Here is a 19,275-nt window from a genome sequence, read left to right on the forward strand (position 1 = left end):
GCCGTAAGCGTGGTCAGCCTCGGCGGCGTCGGACACCTCCTGTCCTTATGCACCCCTCGGGAGGTGCACCCGGAAGGCGGCCCCGCGTCGTCCGTCCGCCCGGTCGGTGACCGTCAGGTCGCCGCCGTGTGCCCGGGCGACGCCGCGGGCGATCGCCAGGCCCAGGCCGGCGCCCTTGCTCTGCGGACCGTGCACCAACCGATGGAAGATCCGCTCCCGCACCTCCACCGGCACGCCGGGCCCGTCGTCCTCCACCAGCAACCCGGTCGGACCGACCGCGATCCGCACTGCCTGAGCGCCCGCCTGGCGGGCGTTGTCGAGCAGGTTGGCGAGGACCTGGGCCAACCGCTCGGAATCGGCGGTGACCGTGCCGGAGCCGGTGACCTCGACGCTGACGTCGGGAGCGACGAGCCGGATGCGGGCGGCCTGGGACTCGGCCAGGTGCCGGAGGTCGACCTGGGCGAGGTCCAGCTGGAGACCGGCGTCGATCCGGCTGAGCTCGAGCAGATCGGCGACCAGGCTGCCGGCCCGGCGGGACTCGCGGACGAGGAGCAGCTCCAGCTCCTCGCGGCGTTCGGCCGGCGCGGCCGGGCCGAGCTGGATCAGCGTCTCCGCGGCCGTCTGCAGCCCGGCGACCGGCGTCCGCAACTCGTGAGCGGCGTCCGCGACGAACTGGCGCATCCGGTCCTCGGACCGCCTGGCCGCACCCTCGGCGCCCTCGAGCGCGTCCAGCATCTCGTCGAAGGCGGCCGCCGTCCGCCCGAGCTCGGTGTCCGGCCGATCAGGCTCCAGGCGCCCGCCGCGACGGCCAGCCGCGATCGAGCGGGCCAGCCCGGTCATCGCATCGAGCGGTGCCAGCGCGAACCGCATCCCGACGACCAGAGCGAGCGCGGTGATCAGGATGGCCGCGGCTCCGGAGATCAACAGGACGTTGCGGAGGTGTGCGCTCGCGTCCGCCAGCAACGCGGTGTCCGCCGACAACAGCAAGGTCGCGCCGCGGGTCCGTTGCCCGGCCTGCAGCGTCGCCCGGACCTGCCGAACGGTCCCGCCCGGCTCGACCGGCGGGGCGCCCAGCTGCTGACCGGTCCGCAGGATCAGGGTCACTCGCACCCCGTCCGCGTCGATCCGGCGGACGAGATTGCCTGGAGCAACGTTCTGCCGAGCGAGCTGCTGGGCCAGCTGAGCCCGCCCGGTCAGCAGCGAGTCGAGGCTCCGTTCGGCCTGCGCGTCGAACACCGCCTTCACCGTCAACCCGGTCACGGGCAGCACGACCAGCAGTACGGCGATCGCCGTCAACGTCACCCGGACGCGCAGCGACGACGTCCGCAGGGGTTTCACGACGGCGGCCGGAGGACGTAGCCGGAGCCGCGGACGGTGTGCAGCAGGCGGGGGCCGTTGGCCTCCAGTTTCCGGCGGAGGGCGCTGATGTGGACCTCGACCAGGTTGGCCGCGTAGTCGTCGTACCCCCAGACCGCGGTCAGCAGCTGGGTCTTGCCGACGACCTTGCCGCTCCGCCCGGCGAGGAACTCGAGCAGCTTGTACTCCGTCGCCGTCAGCTCGATCGTCCGGCCGGCGCGGGTGACCGAGCCGGCCTCCACGTCGACCGTGAGGTCGCCGACCTCGAGCACGGTCCGGAGCCGGCCCATCCGCCGCAACAGGGCCTCGACCCGCGCGATCAGCTCGGCGAGCACGAACGGCTTGACCACGTAGTCGTCGGCGCCGGTCCGCAGACCGTGCAACCGGTCCTCGACGCCGTCGCGCGCGGTCAGCAGGATGACGCCGGCGTTCGACGTCTCCCGGGCGACGGACAGCAGCTCGAAGCCGTCGCGGCCGGGCAGCATCACGTCGAGCAGGACGAGGTCGGGCCGGTACTCGGCGAGCTCGCGCTCGAAGCCGTCACCGTCCGCGCGCGTCCGGACCTCGTGACCGGCGTCGGTGAGCGCGATCCCGACCCCGGTCCGGATCGGTTCCGCGTCCTCGACCACCAGCACCCGCGCCGCCATCCGGCCATCCTCGCACCGCCGGGGACCTGGTCCACGCCGCCCAGGCCCGGTTCTTCAGCACATCTTCAGCACGGCTCCGTCACGCTCCGTGTCTCGGCGGTCGAGACCCCTGGTTCGACGGGCGGGCCCGGTTGTGCATAGACTCCCTGGCATCATGCGGCACCAGCTTCTCCTCCTTCGCTGCCGCGGCGAGGCCTGACAAGGCCGGTTCCCTCGCCGCGGAGTCTGGTCGTTCGCCGGTCGTCTCAACGACCCCCGCAGTACAGCTCCCGAGGAGAACCCCCGTGGCACCGAAGAACCAGCCCAAGCCCGTCCAGCAGCCGTCCGGGATGCCGATCCAGCGCTACCGCGCGTTCCCGCCCATCGACCTGCCGGACCGCACCTGGCCGGCGAAGTCCGTCGACCGGACCCCGCGCTGGCTGTCCACCGACCTCCGCGACGGCAACCAGGCCCTGGTGGAGCCGATGTCGCCGGCCCGCAAGCGGCGGATGTTCGACCTGCTGGTGAGGATGGGCTACAAGGAGATCGAGGTCGGTTTCCCGAGCGCCAGCCAGTACGACTTCGACTTCGTCCGCAGCCTGATCGAGGACGACGTCATCCCCGACGACGTCACCATCTCAGTGCTGACCCAGGCCCGCGAGGAGCTGATCGAGCGGACCGTGCAGTCGCTGCAGGGCTCGCCGAAGGCGACCATCCACCTCTACAACGCGACCGCCCCGCTGTTCCGCCGGGTGGTGTTCAACGTCGACAAGGCCGAGTGCCGCACGATCGCGGTCCGCGGCACCGAGACGGTCATGAAGTACGCCGACGAGATGCTGGGCGACTGCGAGTTCGGGTACCAGTACAGCCCGGAGATCTTCACCGGCACCGAGCTGGAGTTCGCGCTCGAGGTCTGTGAGGCGGTCAGCGACGTCTGGCAGCCGGGAGAGGGCCGGGAGATCATCCTGAACCTGCCGGCCACCGTCGAGATGTCCACGCCGAACGTGTACGCCGATCAGATCGAGTGGTTCGGCCGCAACCTGACCCGCCGCGAGCACAGCACGATCAGCCTGCACCCGCACAACGACCGCGGGACGGCGGTGGCCGCGACCGAGCTGGCGCTGATGGCCGGCGCCGACCGGGTCGAGGGCTGCCTGTTCGGCCACGGTGAGCGCACCGGCAACGTCGACCTGGTCACGCTGGGGATGAACCTGTTCAGCCAGGGCATCGACCCGCAGATCGACTTCGCCGACATCGACGAGATCCGCCGCACGGTCGAGTACTGCACGCAGATGCGCGTCCCCGAGCGGCAGCCGTACGCCGGTGACCTGGTCTACACCGCCTTCTCCGGCTCCCACCAGGACGCGATCAAGAAGGGCCTGGAGGCGCTCGACAAGCAGGCCGCGGCCGAGGGCCGGCCGGTCTCCGAGATCGCCTGGGAGGCGCCGTACCTGCCGATCGACCCGAAGGACGTCGGCCGGTCGTACGAGGCGGTCATCCGGGTCAACTCGCAGTCCGGCAAGGGCGGCGTCGCGTACATCATGAAGTCGGAGCACCGGCTCGACCTGCCGCGCCGGCTGCAGATCGAGTTCAGCCGGGTGATCCAGCAGCACACCGACGCCGAGGGCGGCGAGGTCGGCCCGCAGCACATGTGGGACATCTTCGCGGCCGAGTACCTGGCGCCGGGCAAGCTGTCGCTGCTCACGGTCAACTCGTCGTCCGGCGAGGGCCGGGGCGACGAGCTCCGCGTGCAGGTGTACTCGAACGGCGTACCGCACGAGCTGACCGGTGAGGGCAACGGCCCGGTCTCGGCCTTCGTCGACGCGATCAAGCCGCTGAAGTACGACGTCCGGGTGCTGGACTACCACGAGCACGCGCTCTCGGCCGGCGGCGACGCGCTGGCCGCCGCGTACGTCGAGTGCGAGGTTGGCGACGAGGTCTACTGGGGTGTCGGCCGGGACGCCAACATCCTCACCGCCTCGCTGAAGGCGGTCGTCTCCGCGATCAACCGCGCCACCCGCTGACCCCGACACGCCCGATATCGGCCGCCACCTCCGGGTGGCGGCCGATATCCGTCTCCAGGGGCCCGGAATCGGGTAGTTTCGGCACGCACCGTCGCGCTGCTGGTGCACAGTGCAACCAGTTTGGTCACGATTCGGCATGCCGGTCACACGTTCACACAAAGCGTTGACTCGGTGTCTGTGGTTGCGCAGACTGTCGACCTACGAGCAGATCCTTGCAAAGCAAGGTCTCTTACTAAAGGGTGTCAACCGGGGGTCGTTGTCGGTAGTCACGTGGAGGTGAGCAGTGGGCGGTGCGGTCGACACACCGGCTTCCGAGCTGATCGAAGGTCCACCCGAGGAACCCAGACCGAACGTCGCGCGGAGGTTCCTGAACGCGTGGCTGGTCCGGCGGCTGGCGAAGGCGCTCCTGACCGTCTTCATCGTCACCACCGGGACGTTCTTCCTGGTCCGGCTGCTGCCGGGCAACCCGGTCGACACCTACATCCAGACGCAGATCGCGCAGACCGGCATCTCCTACGCGGACGCCGCGTCGCAGGCGCGCAACCTGTTCTCGCTGGACCCGGACGAGCCGCTGATCCTGCAGTACGTCCAGTACATGCTGAACCTGCTGCAGGGTGACTTCGGCAACTCGCTGCTGTCACCCGGCACGACGGTCGCCGAGGTCATCAAGACGTACCTGCCGTGGACGCTGTTCTCCGTCGGGATCGCCCAGATCCTGAGCTTCGCCGTCGGCATCCTGGCCGGGATGGTGATGGCCTACCGCCGGGAGAGCTGGATCGACCACCTGCTGACCTCGCTGGGAGCGCTGCTGCACGCGATCCCGAACTACATCCTGGCGATCCTGATCGTGGTCTTCCTGGGCGTGAAGCTGCAGTGGTTCAACCTGACCGAGGCCCGCGGCTCGTACACGCCCGGCGTGGAACCGGCCTTCAGCCTCAGCTTCCTGAACGACATCCTCTACCACGCGACGCTGCCGATCCTCGCCTACGCGCTGACCACGGTCGGGTCCTGGGCGCTGGTGATGAAGTCGTCCACGGTGGAGACCCTGGGCGAGGACTACGTGACCGTCGCCCGGGCGCGCGGCCTCAGCGACGCCCGCATCCGCGGCGGGTACGTCGGGCGGAACGCCGTACTGCCGTTGTTCAGCGTGCTCGCCGTGCAACTGGGGTTCGTCGTCGGCGGGTCGATCTTCGTGGAGCGCATCTTCGGCTACCAGGGCATCGGGTTCAGCCTCTACAACGCCGTCTCCGGACGTGACTACCCCGTCCTGCAGGGGATCTTCCTGGTCATCACGATCTCGGTCGTGGTGGCCAACCTGCTCGCCGACATCCTCTACAGCCGGCTGGATCCGCGGATCCGGGTGCCCGGCACGGCGAAGGGGTGACGGGCCATGGCTGACTTCGCCGAAATCTCCCCGGCCGAGGTTGCGATCGGGACGACCAGCGTCTCCCGGTTCTCCGGCATCATGAGCTCCCTGCGGCGGAGCCCGGCGGGATTCATCGGATTCCTGATCGTGCTGCTGCTGGTCCTGGTCACCGCGATCGGGCCGTTCTTCACGCCCGACGTGGCCCCCGACGTGCAGAAGATCCTGCTCCCGGCCGGGTCGCCCGGGCACCTGCTCGGCACCGACAACGAGGGCAAGGACGTCCTGATCCAGATGATCGACGGCGGCCGGTCCGTCATCTTCATCGGATTCTTCGCCGCGGCCATCTCGACCGTGGTCGCGATCGTGCTCGGCTCGCTGGCCGCCTACCTCGGCGGCAAGACCGACTCGTTCGTGGTCACCGCCGCGGACGTCGTCCTCACCGTCCCGCAGATCGTCCTGCTCGCCGTTCTCGGCGCGATGTTCCGGCTGGACTCGCCGCTCCTGCTCTCGCTGCTGATCGGTGCGCTGTCCTGGCCGGTGCTGACCCGGGCGGTGCGCTCCCAGGTGCTGTCGCTGAAGGAGCGCGAGTTCGTCGAGGCGGCCCGGTTGCTCGACCTCGGCACCGCCCGGGTGGTGTTCGTCGAGATCCTGCCGAACATGGCCAGCTTCATCCTGATGAACTTCATGATCGGCGTGACCAACGCGATCTACCAGTTGGTCGGCCTCTACCTGCTGGGCCTCGCGCCGCTGACCGGGTCGAACTGGGGCATCATGCTGAACCGTGCCTGGATCGCCGGCGCGATCTTCAACGACGCCAGCCTGGCCTTCATCCTGAGCCCCATCGTCGCGATCGTTCTCCTGCTGCTCGGATTGGTGATGATGACGAGATCGCTCGAGGAAATCCTCAACCCGCGGCTCCGGGACCGGTGAGCATGGTGACTGCGACCTCTTCCAGCACTCGCGCGGTCCGCGGCGGCGCGGGCAAACCGCTGCTGTCGATCCGCGACTTCAACGTCGAGTACCGGACCGGCGCCGGCTCCACGGTGGAAGCCGTCCGCGGCGTCGACCTCGACCTGTACCCCGGCGAGAGTCTCGCCCTGGTCGGTGAGAGCGGCTGCGGCAAGACCACGTTCGGTCTGGGCCTGTTGCGGTTGCTGCCGCGCCTCGGCCACGCCAGCGGCAAGGTGATCTTCAACCGCGGTGACGGCACGGAGATCGACGTACTCGGCCTGGACGGGCGCGATCTGCGCCAGTTCCGCTGGCGGGACGCGGCCATGGTCTTCCAAGGGGCGATGAACGCGTTCAACCCGGTGCTGAAGATCCGCGCGCACATGCACGACACGATGCGGGCGCACGGCCGGGCGTCTCGGCAGGAGATCGAGGACCGGGCCGGCGAGCTGCTCCGGCTGGTGCGACTCGAGCCGGAGCGGGTGATGGACTGCTACCCGCACGAGCTGTCCGGCGGCATGCGCCAGCGGGTGCTGATCGCGATGAGCCTGCTGCTCGAGCCGGAGGTGCTGATCCTGGACGAGCCGACCACGGCGCTGGACATCCTCACCCAGCGGTCGGTGGTCGACGTCCTGCACGAGGTCCGCGAGCGGCTCGGCTTCTCGATGATCTTCATCTCGCACGACCTGTCGCTGGCCGCCGAGCTCGCCGACCGGGTCGCCACCATGTACGCCGGCCGGATCGTCGAGACCGGTGGAGTCCGAGACCTGTTCTACAAGCCCCGGCACCCGTACACGCTCGGCCTGATCAAGGCCGTGCCGCCGATCGTCGGCGACCTGCCGGACCTCGAGTCGATCCCGGGCGGTCCGCCGAGCCTGGCCGCGTTGCCGCCGGGGTGCAAGTTCAACCCCCGGTGCCGGTACGCCACCGAGGAGTGCACCGAGGCCGACCCGCCGCTGTTCCCGGTCACCGACCAGCCGGGCGCGGGGCACGAGGTCGCCTGCATCCACTGGAAGGACGTGCACCTGGACCGCCAGGTACGCAGCGAGGACATGGGGACCGCATCGTGACCGCGACCGAGACGACTCCGCCCGCGGCCGCCGCCGGACGCACGCCGTTGATGACGCTGTCGGACGTCAGTCAGGTGTTCCAGACCAAGGTGGGGCCGATCCGGGCGGTCGACCACGCGAACCTGTCGATCAACCCGGGCGAGGTGCTCTGCCTGGTCGGCGAGAGCGGGTCGGGCAAGACCACGGCCGCGCGGATGGCGGCCGGGCTGGCGAAGCCGTCCGACGGTGAGGTCGCCTTCGCCGGCACCGACATCTGGTCGATGAACCGGCGGGACTTCAGCACGTTCCGGCGCAGCGTCCAGTACGTCCACCAGGACCCGTACGCGTCGCTCAACCCGACCCGGACGATCCAGCAGACCCTGACCGCACCGCTGCTCAAGCACGGGGTGGTGAAAGGTATGCGGGCCGCCGCCGAGCGGGCGGCCGAGCTGCTCACGAAGGTCGACCTGACGCCGCCGGAGAACTACCTGCCGAAGTTCCCGCACCAGCTGTCCGGTGGCCAGCGGCAACGTGTCGCGGTGGCCCGGGCGCTGACGCTGGACCCGAAGATCATCATCGCCGACGAGTCGACCTCGATGCTCGACGTGTCCATCCGGATCAGCGTGCTGGCCATGCTCGGACGGCTGCGGGACGAGCTCGGCGTGGGGTTCCTGTTCATCACCCACGACCTGGCGATCGCGAAGTACTTCGGCTGGAACGGCAAGACCGCTGTGATGTACCTGGGCCGGATCGTCGAGTTCGGGCCGACGCCGGACATCATCAACGCGCCGACGCACCCGTACACCCGGGCGCTGATCGACGCGATCCCGGAGCCCGATCCCGATCTCACCAAGACGAAGGGCACCGGGTCGCTGCGCAGCCTGGAGATCCCGAGCCTGGCGCACCTGCCGCCCGGCTGCTCGTTCCATCCGCGCTGCCCGTTGTTCGAGGACGGGCTGTGCGACCGGTCGGTGCCCCAGCTGGTCGAGATCCGGCCGGGTCAGTCGGCGGCCTGCCACGTCGTGGCTCGTGACGGTGCGGAAGCGGTCCGTCCGGATGAACCGGCCCGCTGATGCCCCCGGAGGTCGGCCGAGCGGCACTCGGCTGGGCGGCGTTCCTGGTGCTGGCCAGCGTGGTGCTGCTGCTCACGCTGACGCCGGGCACCCCGGAGTACGTCGTCACCCTGTTCACCTTGTGTTTGGGCCTGCTCCTGGGCCTGATCGTCGTCGCCGGGGTGCTGGTCGCCCGGCGCCGCGGAAAACGCGAGGACGGTTAGCAAGTGCGTGTCACCCAGAAGTAGGACTGGCCACGCGGGTCGTGCGGTCAGGATCAGGAAAGGACGAAGGATGAGTCCCACCGGCAACAACGAATCCGGCGCGAGCGACCGGACCAACGAGGTCTCTCGCCGGCACGTGCTCCAGCTGTTCGGCCTCGCCGGAGTCGGCGTCGCCGGCGTCGGGTCGCTGACGGCGTGCTCGCCGAGCGACCCGACGAACGAGGAGGGCGGCGAGTCCGGCGGCAACAAGGAGTTCCACGGTGCGTATCCCTACCAGCTGCCACCGAAGGGTCACTTCAACCTCGGCGCGGGCGTGCTCGACGGCATCCAGCAGCAGAGCCCGTACCTCGACCTGATCTACCCGAGTGCCGGCATGTACTACTGGGCCGACAAGAAGTGGGAATACCTGATGGCCGAGTCCAGCTCGCTGGACGAGGCGGCCAACACGTACACGATGAAGCTTCGCTCCGGGCTCACCTGGAGCGACGGCTCGCCGGTGACCAGCAAGGACGTCGTCTCGACGTTCAACCTGCGCTGGCTGATGCGCCAGCAGGACTGGACCTTCCTGTCCGACGTGAAGGCCCAGGACGACACCACCGTGGTGTTCACCATCGGCACGCCGTCCACGGTGCTCGAGCGCTACATCCTGCGGGCGCCGATCCTGCCGAGTGCGGTGTACGGCGAGTGGGCGACGAAGGCGGAGTCGATCCGCAAGGCCAAGGGCAGCCTGGACAGCGGCCCGGGCAAGACGCTGAACGCCGACTTCCAGAAGTTCCGCCCGGAGAACCCGGTCGTGTCGGGGCCGTACAACTACGACCCGAAGAGCATGACGAACTCCCAGATGACGCTGGTGAAGAACGACAAGGGCCTGTTCGCCGACAAGGTCGGCTTCGCCAAGGTCGTCCTGTTCAACGGCGAGACCTCGGACATCACGCCGGTCGTGATGAACAAGGACGTCGACTACGCCACCCACGGCTTCGCGGTGGCCAGCGAGAAGACCTTCCAGTCCAACGGCTTCCGGATCCTGCGGCCGCCGGTGTACTCGGGTCCGTCGCTGGTGTTCAACTACACCACCCGCCCGGAGTTCGCGGACGCCCGCGTTCGGCAGGCGATCGCCTACGTCCTCGACCGCAACGAGAACGGCACCGTCGCGCTCGGTGACTCGGGCAAGCCGTGCAAGTTCATGGCCGGCTTCTCCGACATCCTGGTGCCGGACTGGATCTCCGACGCCGACCAGAAGAAGCTGCAGGCGTACGAGAAGGACCTGGACAAGGCCACCCAGCTGCTGCAGCAGGCCGGCTGGAAGAAGTCCGGCGACAAGTGGACGACGCCGCAGGGCAAGCCGGCCACGTACGACATCAAGTTCCCGACCGAGTTCGCCGACTGGAACCCGGCCGCGACCAACGCGGCCGACCAGCTGAACAAGTTCGGGTTCAACATCGTCAAACGCGGTATCACCTTCACCCAGCTGAACCCGGACGTCCTGGCCGGCAAGTTCGACATCGCCATCCAGGGCTGGGGCGCCTCGAACCACCCGCACCCGTACTTCGCGTTCGTCCAGGACCTGTACACGTTCAACTACGTGACCGCGGCGAACCAGGGTGGCAAGGGGATGAACTTCCCGCTCAAGCAGACCACCTCGGCCGGACCGATCGACCTGAAGTCCGTGGTGGACACGTCGGCCCAGGGCCTGAACCTGGACGAGCAGAAGAAGAACATCACCGCGGCCGCGATGGCGTTCAACGAGCTGCTGCCGATCATCCCGCTGTGGGAGCGCTACGGGAACAACCCCGCGCTGGAGGGGAACCGGGTCGCCAAGTTCCCGGCGGACGACGACCCGATCATGAAGAACGCGCCGTACGCGGACAACTTCGTGATCATGGGGATGTACTCGGGCAAGGTCGCACCGGCCTGAGGCTGCGCGCCGGAGGTCCGCATCCGGGCGGGCCTCCGGCGCATCCGCTTCTGTCTTCCGGCACCGCGTCCGGGCGCTCATCTGTGCGCTGATGCCGGCGTCGTGCCGTGCGGGCCGGAATTCGGTGGTCGGTGAGCCGCTGAGCTGGTTGGCTCGGTCGGGTGATCAGCGTGCGGGAGATCGATCCGGCCGACCTGGCTCTCTTCGACGAGTGGTACGACGCCCTGCGGATCGGGGTGTCCGCGGGTCGCGACGCCGCGCTCGTGGTCGGCCGGGAGGCTCTCGGCTTCTCGCTGCGCAACCCCGGACCGCTGAAGCGTCGGCTCGCGGTCGGTGCGTTCGAGGACGACCGGGTGCTCGGCGCCATGCTCTTCGAGTACCGGCTGACCGACAACCTGGACACGGTCGAGGTCGAGATCGACGTACCGCCCCAGCATCGTCGCCGCGGTGTCGGTACGGCGTTGTGGCAGTGGGCCGTTACCCGGGCAGCGCAGCTCGGGCGGACCATCTTTCAGACCGAGCTCGGGGTCCCGTCGGAGCCGTGGCCGGGTGCGGAGTTCGCCGATCGGCTGGGCTTCTCCGTCGAACATGTCGAGGACCATCTCGTCGTACCCCTGCCGTTCGACGAGGTCCGGCTGGACGAGCTGCGGCGGTCGGCCGGCGTACTCGACGGGTATCGGTTGACGTCCTGGGCAGGGGTGTGCCCGCCGGAGCACCAGCAGGCGTACGCCGACCTGCACACGGCGATGGACGAGGACGTGCCCACCGGCGGGATGACGCGCGAGGTGGTCCCGTGGACGGTGGAGAAGCTGCAGGCGAGTGAGCAGCGGATCGACCGGAGCTACCTGGCGCTGGTCACGATGGCGCACACGTTGTCGGGGGAGCCGGCGGGCTACACGTTGATGTACCTGCCGCGGGCGGATGCATCACACGCCCAGCAGGACGACACGCTGGTACTGCGGGAGCACCGCGGACACAATCTGGGCACGCACCTGAAGCTGGCCAACCTCGACCAGTTGGCGAAGCACCGGACGACCCAGCGCTACCTGCACACGTGGACCGCACTGTCGAACGCTCCGATGCGGAAGGTCAATGCCCGCTTCGGTTTCCGGTCGGTCGAGCAGCACCGCGAGCTCGAGCTCACGTATCCACGGCTGCGGCCGGCGGCGCGGGCCGTCGTACTCGACCCGTCGGATCGCATCCTGCTGGTCCGGTTCGAGTTTCCCAGCGGCACACTGTGGGCGACGCCGGGCGGCGGGCTGGAGGCGGACGAGTCGCTGCGCGACGGCCTCCACCGTGAGCTGCAGGAGGAGATCGGGCTGGATGCTCCTGCCGATCCGATCCACCTCTGGCACCAGGAAGTAGTTGCCGAGGGCCACGCCACCGGCTACGACGGCGTGATCAACGACTACTTCCTCGTCCGCACCGACCCGTTCACCGTCGCCGGCACGATGACCGAAACCGAACTCCAAGCCGAAAACCTCCACGGCCACCGCTGGTGGACCCTCGACGAGCTCCTGACCGCCAAGACCCGCTTCGCCCCCCGCGCGCTGCCCACCCTGCTCCAGGAACTCCTACAGAACGGCCCACCGACCATCCCCACAAGGCTCGGCCTGTGAACCTCCGCCACGCCACCCGGGCCCTCCTCCTGGCTCCGGACGACCAGCTGCTGCTCCAGCACTGCGAACTCTCACACCTGTCCTTCTGGCTCGCACCTGGAGGAGGAATCGAGCCCGGCGAATCGCCGCACGAGGCGCTCACGCGCGAGCTGCGCGAGGAGCTCGGGCTGCTGACGTTCGCCATCGAGGACTACGTCTGGCGACAGGAGGCGGTCGGTCCGTACGCGAGCGGCTACGACGGCGTCCGCAACGACTACTACGTCGTTCGCACCGCGCACTTCACGCCTGAGTGGATGCCCGAGTGGGAGGCGGAGCACGTCACCGAGTGCCGCTGGTGGACGATCGAGCAACTGCTCGCGACCGACGCCGAGTTCTCACCCAAGGCGATGCCTGCTCTGATCAAGGCCTTGCTGACCGACGGCGCCCCCGCGGAGCCGCTGCGGTTCGGGGTGTGAGAAAGGCAGGTTGGGGTGGGGATCCGGGGGTGCCCGGGCTCACCAGGACCCGGTTCTCGTCGGAGCCGAGGTGGGCTCAGAGGCGCCGTACCCAGGTCAGGCGGCCCTCGTCCATTAGAGCGTGGCCGTCGGCTGCTTCGGCGACGGTGGGGTCGTGGGTGGCGACGACGACGGCGGCGCCGCGGTCGGCCTGCGTGCGGAGGAGGTCGAGGACGCGTTCGCGGTTGGTGCCGTCGAGCTCGCTGGTCGACTCGTCGGCCAGGATCGCCTTGCCCCGCTGGGCGATCCCGCGCGCGACCGCGACCCGCTGCTGCTCACCACCGGACAACTCCTCGACCAGGTGGTCGCCGCTCTCCAGCAGCCCGACCGCGGTCAGCGACTCCTCGATCACCCGGTCGACCTCGTCCGCGGGCCTCCGATCCGCGAGCAACGGCATCGACAGGTTCTCCCGCGCGGTCAGGACCCGGGCGAGCCCGTTGCCCTGCGGGATGAGTACGACGCCGTGCGCCGCGGCCGCCGGCCGGTCCGTGATCACCAACCCGTCCACCTCGATCTGACCGGACGCGACCGGCACCGCACCGGCGATTGCCCATAGCAACGAACTCTTCCCGGCCCCGGACGGCCCGCTGACCGCCAGCACGAAGCCCGGCGGTACGTCGAACGACACGTCCGCCACTGCGACCACCTCGCCGTACGCGACCGTCACCCTGCTGACCCTGATCACCGCGGTCCCTCCTGCTGCACCGGCGTCAGGCGGATCTCGCCGTCCTCCGTCGTCACCTGCACCAGCGTCCCCGCCGGCAGTAGTTCGGCGACGTGCGGCGGCAGTGGCAACGACCCGTCGGTCGCCACCACGGCGTACTCCTCACCCGACCGTCCCTCCGACGCGATCCGACCGTCCCGGATGGTGATGGTCCGCGGCAGCGTCGCCGCGACCTCCGGGTCGTGCGTGATCAGCAGGACCGTCATCCCGGTCTCCGCGTTGATCGTCCGGATCGCCGCCAGGACCTCGTCCCGAGCCCGGTGGTCCAGCTGACTGGTCGGCTCGTCCGCCAGCAGCAGACCCGGGTACGTCGAGATGCCCACGGCGACCGCACACAGCTGGATCTGCCCCGGCGAGAGCGACGCCAGGGGAGTGGCGGCGTGCTGTTGCAGACCTACCAGCGCGAGTACGTCGTCCGGACTCGGCAGCTCGCGGTCGCGGGGCGCCGCGCGTTGGGCGTAGCGGATGTTGTCCAGCGGCGTCAGATAAGGGATGAGGTTGCGCCCAGCCCCCTGCAGAACGATGCCGACATCGCCCGCGCGCATCCGGTTCAACTCGGCCTCAGTCATCGTCGCGACGTTGTGCTCGCCGATCTGCAACCTCCCCGCGCTCGGCGTCAGCAGACCACCACACAACTGCAGCAGTGTTGACTTGCCGGCACCCGACGGACCGAGCAGCCCGACCAGCTCACCAGGCCGCACGGTGATGCCGATGCCTGACAGCGCCGCGACGTCGTGGCCGTGGGCGCGGTAGATGTGCACCAGTCCCGTCGTACTGATCGCCAGACCCGTCATGTCAGCTCCTCCCGGATCCGGTGGTAGCCCGCGCGTCGGTTGACCCCGGTGCCGAGCAGCAAGGTCGCTACCGCCAGCACTGCGGTTCCAGCCAGCCAGAGCACGAGTGCGACGGTCCAGTTGGTGTCGAGCTCCAGCGGGACAGGCCCACCGGGATCCGCGAACAAGGGGATCAGTGGCAATGCCACCTGCGCCCCGACCACGCCACAAACCGTCCCGAGCAGGACCGCAAGCGCCACCGGACCGGTCTGCTCCCAACGCGCCGCTCGACCGGTCGTGGTTGCGGGTACGCCGGTGATCCGCAGGCTGGCGTAGTCCTGCGCCCGCGACCGCCACGACGTCACCACGGTCAGCAGCAGTACGACGATCGCCAGCGCCCAGCCCGCGATCCCGACGACCGGTGTCAGTTGCAACGCGAGCGCACTCGCCGACCGCCCGTACGACGCGATGCGGTCGGACCGCTGGTCGACGAGCTCGGCCGCGAAACCGGCCTGGTTGAGCTGGACAATGAGATTGTCGACAATCGCCAGGCCGTCCGCGTTCAGCCAGAGCTCGTAGTCGGTGGCCGCTTCGTCGACGCTCCCGGCGAGGCGTCGCACTGTTTCGAGATCCACCACCGCGGTGCGGTCCGGGTAGCGGTTCACCGGCCCGTGGAGTTGGTCGAGTTTGGCCAGCGGCATCGGCGAGCCGTCGATCGCCGGGCTGGTCGTCGCGGCGTCGTCGTACGGGTATTCCGGGGTGATCAGCGCGGGGACGACCGGCGGCACGGTCGCGTACTGCAGGAACTGGTCGTTGCCGAGACTCCGGATCGCGATCGTCAGCGATCCGCCGGCCTTGGCCGTGATCGAACCCTGGTCGGAGCCAGGCTGACGGACCGAGCTCCAGTCGGTTGCGGGACCGAGCGGGATCGACGGCCGGTCCGCGCTCGCGATCTTGCTGATCGTCACCTCACCCTCGACGCCGGCCTGGTCCAGTGGCTCGCGGCCGGCGCCGAGCTGCAACAGTTGGCAACCGCCGAGACAGTCCACGGCGGCCGTCAGGTCGAACTGCTTGCCAGGCACGAGCGGCATCGGCGGGAAGCTGACCAGAAGGCGGCTGCCGTTGCGCAGGCTGACCACACTCGCTCGCAGGATCACCGACCTCGGCGGCGCCATGGCCGGCTGCTCGCCGTTGGCGGTCTCCGCGGCGACCTGTTTCATCCGGCCGGTCGACGCCGTCACCGTCAGCCGCGCGCTGCGGAACTCGATCGGCTTCGGGCCGGTGGGTGCCTTCAGCTTCGCCCAGCCGTCCGCGTCGGTGAGCGAGTCGCCGCGGTACGCGATCCTGCGGAAGCTGTCGGGCTCGATCATCATCGACTTCAGCGCGTCCGGCGACGGCGGGCTCGCGACCACCACGGGCGTCAGCCACCGCCGGTCCGGATCGATCTGGTCGACCGCCTTGCTGAACTCACCGAGGTACAGCGCGTTCATCCGCAGCACGCCCTCGGCGCCCGTCTCGTATCCGGCCCGGGTCTCCCGATTGTGCTCGCCGACCGACGCTGCCTGTCCCGCGAACGCGAGGAGCGCGGCCGCGACCGCAACCGCGGCCACGATGCGGGTGCCCGCAGGACGGCGTGACACCTGCAATGCACCGAGTGCCAGACCGAGTCGACCCCGCCGGGCAGCCTGACGACTGAGCGCACCGGCTGTCGGCAGCAACAAGTGCGCGAACGCCAGCCCCGCCCCCAACGCCAGCAGAGCGGGCGTCAGCACGGGCAGCGGACCACGCCCGGCTCCGCTGAGCGCAGCGATCAGTCCAGCTACCGCGAACACGATGATGCCGAGGTCCACCACACCCAGAGCCCTGCGCCGACGCGGCACAACCCGTCGCAGCAGACCGGAGATCGGCTGCCGTACGACGCCGCGCACCTGCAGCTGTACGACGACCAGCGCAACCACGACTGCGACGGCCAGCGCCACCGGCACCGTCCACGGCAACTCGATCGGCGACCCGTTCCGCAACCAGGTCGCTCTGACGATCAGCAGCAGACCGAACCCGGTCAAACCGCCGGCAACGCTCCCGACCAGCACCGGCAGGCCGAGCTCGAGTGCAAGCGCCCGTGCGGTACGTCGTGCGCTCGAGCCACGTAGCCGGGCCAGTGCGATCTCAGGCCGCCGCTGGTCGACCACGGCTGCGAGCGCGAGTGCCAGCACGACCACCCCGAACAGGGCGACCTGCACCATCACCAGCGGAATGATCGTGGTCGCCTGCTCCCGCTCGCGCTGGACCCGATCGGCCAACGTGGCCAGGCCGGACGTGTTCTCGGCGAACAGTCCGAGCTCCGCCGCGTTGCCGTTGACCGTGTTCGACGCCGCCTGCAGACGCTCCAGATCGTCGATCCGTGCGACTCCGGGAATCGGCCGGGTGTCGGCGGTCAGCCGCGGAGCCCAGTCCGTCTGCGCGAACGTCGTACGGTCGGTGAACAGGTAGTCGGAGGATCCGGGATCCTTGGCGCCGGGGATGCGGGAGTGGCCGGTCGGGTACTGACCGAACCAGTAGGTCGCGCGGGGTTCCTTCGGCCGGTACAGGCCGACGACGGTGAGGGTGCCGCCGCCTTCGAGATTGTCCGACGGGAGGGCGTTGAGCGTGGTGCCGATTCTCAAGTCCCAGGTGTCGACGTCCGCGACCGACGCGACGACCTCGTTGGGCTTCTCGGGGCAACGTCCCTCGACCACGGTGAGCCGGTCGCAGTAGCCGTCCCGCCAGGTCAGCCGGCCGGATGGTGCCGGGTCGTCGCCGGTGCTCGGCAGGCGCCAGCCGACGTTCGAGTAGATGCCGTGCACCGGCGGCGTGAAGAGCGGCCTGAGGTCGGCCGGTACGAGCTGGTCGAGGGCTTCCGGGGACTCGGCCTGACCGGGTCCGCGCGACCGGGCCGGCGCCCGCGACTCGATCCGCCAGGCGGCGGTCAGGGCCTGGCCGGACAGCGCCTCGGTCATCACGGTCTGCTCGACCGCCCGCGCGAACCACGGCGCGAACACCGCGCAGGTGCCGATCAGCAGACTGACGCCGGTCAGGACCATCGCCTGGGTCCAGCGGTACCGCAGCGCCCTTCGTAAGAACATCCGGCCCCCTTCGTGCCCGCTCGAACATACGGGCCGGGCGGGGCTACGCCGTTGCATCGATGCAGAGTTGTTGTCCGGGGTCACTCAGGGTGACGGCGTCAGGGTCTTGCCCACAGCAACGGGTGACGACGGTAGGTTCGGGGCATGCGTGAAGCGAAGCTCGGTGACCTGCACGTCTCCTGCCTCGGCCTCGGTTGCATGGGGATGTCCCAGTCCTACGGCGTGACGACGGACGAGGCCGAGTCCGTCGCCACCCTGCACGCCGCCATCGACGCCGGCTGCACTTTCATCGACACGGCCGACGTGTACGGCGACGGCGCCAACGAGGAGCTGGTCGGCCGGGCGCTGGCCGGCCGCCGCGACCAGGTCGTGCTGGCGACCAAGTTCGGCTTCAAGAAGCCGGCCAGCCCGACCGATCCGCCCACGGTCGTCGACGGCAGCCCGGCGTACGCGCGCCAGGCCCTGGACGCCTCGCTGCGCCGGCTCGGCGTCGACCACATCGACCTGTGGTACCTGCACCGGCGCGACCCGAAGGTCCCGATCGAGGAGACCGTCGGCGCGATGGCCTCGATGGTCGAGGCGGGCAAGGTGCGGTACCTCGGGCTGTCGGAGGTCAACGGCGACACGGTCCGGGCCGCGCACGCCGTACACCCGATCAGCGCGGTCCAGAGCGAGTGGTCGCTGTGGACGCGCGACCCGGAGACCGTCGTGCTGCCGGCGCTGCGTGAGCTCGGGGTCGGCTTCGTGCCGTTCAGCCCGCTCGGCCGCGGCTTCCTGACCGGCCAGCTCAAGTCACCGGACGACTTCGAGCCGGACGACATGCGGCGCGGGCTGCCGCGGTTCAGCGGCGAGAACTTCCAGCGCAACCTCGACCTGGTGGAGAAGGTGCGGTCGCTGGCCGCGGAGAAGGGCGTCACGCCCGGCCAGTTGGCGCTCGCCTGGCTGCTTGCTCAGGGCAATGACGTGGCACCGATCCCGGGGACCAAGCGGCGCAAGTACCTGACCGAGAACCTCGGCGCCGTGGACGTCGAGCTGACGGCCGAGGAGCTGGCCGCGCTGGACGAGGCGTTCCCGCCGGACGCGGTGTCCGGGCAGCGGTACACCCAGGGTGGGATGGACCTGGTGGGCAAGTGATCGGCGTCACCGGCTCCACCGGCCGGCTCGGTTCGCGGATCGCGCGGTTGCTGGCGGAGGCCGGCGTACCGCAGCGGCTGATCGTGCGCGACCCCGGGCGGGCTCCGGCGCTGCCGGGTGCCGACGTGGTGCAGGCGGCGTACGGCGAGCAGGCGTTCGCGGACGCGCTCGACGGGGTGGAGACGTTGATGTTGCTCAGTGCAACCGAGTCGGCCGACCGGGTCGCGTTGCACAAGGCAACGGTCGAGAACGCGGTGGCGGCCGGGGTGCAGCGGATCGTGTACACGTCGTTCCTGGGCGCGGCGCCCGGGGCGACGTTCACGTTCGCGCGGGACCACTGGCACACCGAGGAGCACATCCGGTCCCTCGGCGTCGACTTCACGTTCCTGCGGGACAACCTGTACCTCGACTTCGTCACCGGCTTCGTCGGCGAGGACGGCGTCATCCGCGGCCCGGCGGGGGACGGGCGGGTAGCCGCGGTCGCCCGGGACGACGTGGCCGCGGTGGCGGCACGGGTGCTGGTGGAGCCGGGGCACTCCGAGGCCGTCTACGACCTGACCGGACCGGTTGCGTTCACGCTGGCCGAGGCGGCCGCCGTACTGTCCGCCGCCTGGGGGCGCCGGATCCGCTACGAGGCGGAGACCCTGGACGAGGCGTACCGCTCCCGTGAGTCGTACGGCGCTCCCGCGTGGGAGGTGGCCGGCTGGGTCACCTCGTACGCCGCCATCGCCAGCGGCGAGCTGAGCGCCGTCTCGACGGCCGTCGAGGACATCACCGGCCGCCCGGCGACCAGCCTGGACAGCTACGTGTCGCGGGATGCGGATCCTGGGGGTGGCGGGTGAGAAACTG

16 protein-coding genes are annotated in these 19,275 nt (G+C 69.7%); 11 read left to right on the top strand and 5 right to left on the bottom strand.

From position 1 onward, the window contains the following. Positions 1-45: 45 nt before the first annotated feature. On the bottom strand, positions 46-1,338 hold the full coding sequence (locus ACQPYZ_RS11635) for an ATP-binding protein (protein ID WP_433167483.1): 1,293 nt from the start codon (positions 1,336-1,338) through the stop codon (positions 46-48). After that, positions 1,335-2,003, bottom strand: coding sequence for a response regulator transcription factor (locus ACQPYZ_RS11640; RefSeq protein ID WP_433167484.1), 669 nt, complete (start codon positions 2,001-2,003; stop codon positions 1,335-1,337). The genes ACQPYZ_RS11635 and ACQPYZ_RS11640 overlap by 4 nt, the downstream gene beginning before the upstream one ends. 329 nt (positions 2,004-2,332) lie before the next feature. On the opposite strand from ACQPYZ_RS11640, the gene leuA reads away from it, so the two are divergent. The 9 genes from leuA (at position 2,333) to ACQPYZ_RS11685 (ending at position 12,634) form a co-directional block, all read left to right on the top strand. Further along, on the top strand, positions 2,333-4,006 hold the full coding sequence (leuA, locus tag ACQPYZ_RS11645) for a 2-isopropylmalate synthase (RefSeq protein WP_433169662.1): 1,674 nt from the start codon (positions 2,333-2,335) through the stop codon (positions 4,004-4,006). Between the two features lie 283 nt (positions 4,007-4,289). Then, positions 4,290-5,390 (top strand): ABC transporter permease, encoded by a 1,101-nt coding sequence (locus ACQPYZ_RS11650; protein ID WP_433167485.1) that lies wholly within the window; start codon positions 4,290-4,292, stop codon positions 5,388-5,390. 6 nt (positions 5,391-5,396) lie between these two features. After that, the gene (locus ACQPYZ_RS11655; RefSeq protein WP_433167486.1) at positions 5,397-6,302 is read left to right on the top strand and encodes an ABC transporter permease; all 906 of its coding nucleotides are present in this window, start codon (positions 5,397-5,399) and stop codon (positions 6,300-6,302) included. Between the two features lie 5 nt (positions 6,303-6,307). Further along, positions 6,308-7,390, top strand: a complete 1,083-nt coding sequence (locus ACQPYZ_RS11660) for an ABC transporter ATP-binding protein (protein WP_433167487.1) — start codon at positions 6,308-6,310, stop codon at positions 7,388-7,390. Beyond that, positions 7,387-8,442 (top strand): ABC transporter ATP-binding protein, encoded by a 1,056-nt coding sequence (locus tag ACQPYZ_RS11665; RefSeq protein WP_433167489.1) that lies wholly within the window; start codon positions 7,387-7,389, stop codon positions 8,440-8,442. The genes ACQPYZ_RS11660 and ACQPYZ_RS11665 overlap by 4 nt, the downstream gene beginning before the upstream one ends. Next, a complete protein-coding gene (locus tag ACQPYZ_RS11670; RefSeq protein WP_433167490.1) occupies positions 8,442-8,645 on the top strand; it encodes a hypothetical protein in 204 nt (67 codons plus the stop codon). The genes ACQPYZ_RS11665 and ACQPYZ_RS11670 overlap by 1 nt, the downstream gene beginning before the upstream one ends. Before the next feature lie 70 nt (positions 8,646-8,715). Next, positions 8,716-10,560, top strand: coding sequence for an ABC transporter substrate-binding protein (locus ACQPYZ_RS11675; RefSeq protein ID WP_433167491.1), 1,845 nt, complete (start codon positions 8,716-8,718; stop codon positions 10,558-10,560). 161 nt (positions 10,561-10,721) lie between these two features. After that, on the top strand, positions 10,722-12,179 hold the full coding sequence (locus tag ACQPYZ_RS11680) for a GNAT family N-acetyltransferase (protein WP_433167493.1): 1,458 nt from the start codon (positions 10,722-10,724) through the stop codon (positions 12,177-12,179). Beyond that, positions 12,176-12,634: an NUDIX domain-containing protein gene (locus tag ACQPYZ_RS11685; RefSeq protein WP_433167494.1), complete on the top strand. Its 459-nt coding sequence runs from the start codon at positions 12,176-12,178 to the stop codon at positions 12,632-12,634. The genes ACQPYZ_RS11680 and ACQPYZ_RS11685 overlap by 4 nt, the downstream gene beginning before the upstream one ends. A gap of 76 nt (positions 12,635-12,710) precedes the next feature. Here ACQPYZ_RS11685 and ACQPYZ_RS11690 read toward each other — a convergent pair whose 3' ends face one another. The 3 genes from ACQPYZ_RS11690 to ACQPYZ_RS11700 are packed head-to-tail and all read right to left on the bottom strand — an operon-like array spanning position 12,711 to position 17,292. Further along, entirely contained in the window at positions 12,711-13,358 is a 648-nt protein-coding gene (locus ACQPYZ_RS11690) for an ATP-binding cassette domain-containing protein (protein WP_433167495.1), read from the bottom strand. After that, positions 13,355-14,191, bottom strand: coding sequence for an ABC transporter ATP-binding protein (locus ACQPYZ_RS11695; RefSeq protein WP_433167496.1), 837 nt, complete (start codon positions 14,189-14,191; stop codon positions 13,355-13,357). Before ACQPYZ_RS11695 ends, ACQPYZ_RS11690 begins: the two co-directional genes overlap by 4 nt. Further along, entirely contained in the window at positions 14,188-17,292 is a 3,105-nt protein-coding gene (locus ACQPYZ_RS11700; RefSeq protein WP_433167497.1) for an FtsX-like permease family protein, read from the bottom strand. The genes ACQPYZ_RS11695 and ACQPYZ_RS11700 overlap by 4 nt, the downstream gene beginning before the upstream one ends. 144 nt (positions 17,293-17,436) lie before the next feature. Between ACQPYZ_RS11700 and ACQPYZ_RS11705 the strand changes: the two genes are divergently transcribed. Both ACQPYZ_RS11705 and ACQPYZ_RS11710 read left to right on the top strand, forming a co-directional pair. Beyond that, complete coding sequence (locus tag ACQPYZ_RS11705) at positions 17,437-18,426, top strand: aldo/keto reductase (protein WP_433167498.1); 990 nt, start codon at positions 17,437-17,439, stop codon at positions 18,424-18,426. Beyond that, positions 18,423-19,268, top strand: coding sequence for an NAD(P)H-binding protein (locus ACQPYZ_RS11710; RefSeq protein ID WP_433167499.1), 846 nt, complete (start codon positions 18,423-18,425; stop codon positions 19,266-19,268). The genes ACQPYZ_RS11705 and ACQPYZ_RS11710 overlap by 4 nt, the downstream gene beginning before the upstream one ends. Positions 19,269-19,275 lie beyond the last annotated feature (7 nt).

The organism is Kribbella sp. CA-247076 (assembly GCF_050942445.1).
GTDB lineage: Bacteria > Actinomycetota > Actinomycetes > Propionibacteriales > Kribbellaceae > Kribbella.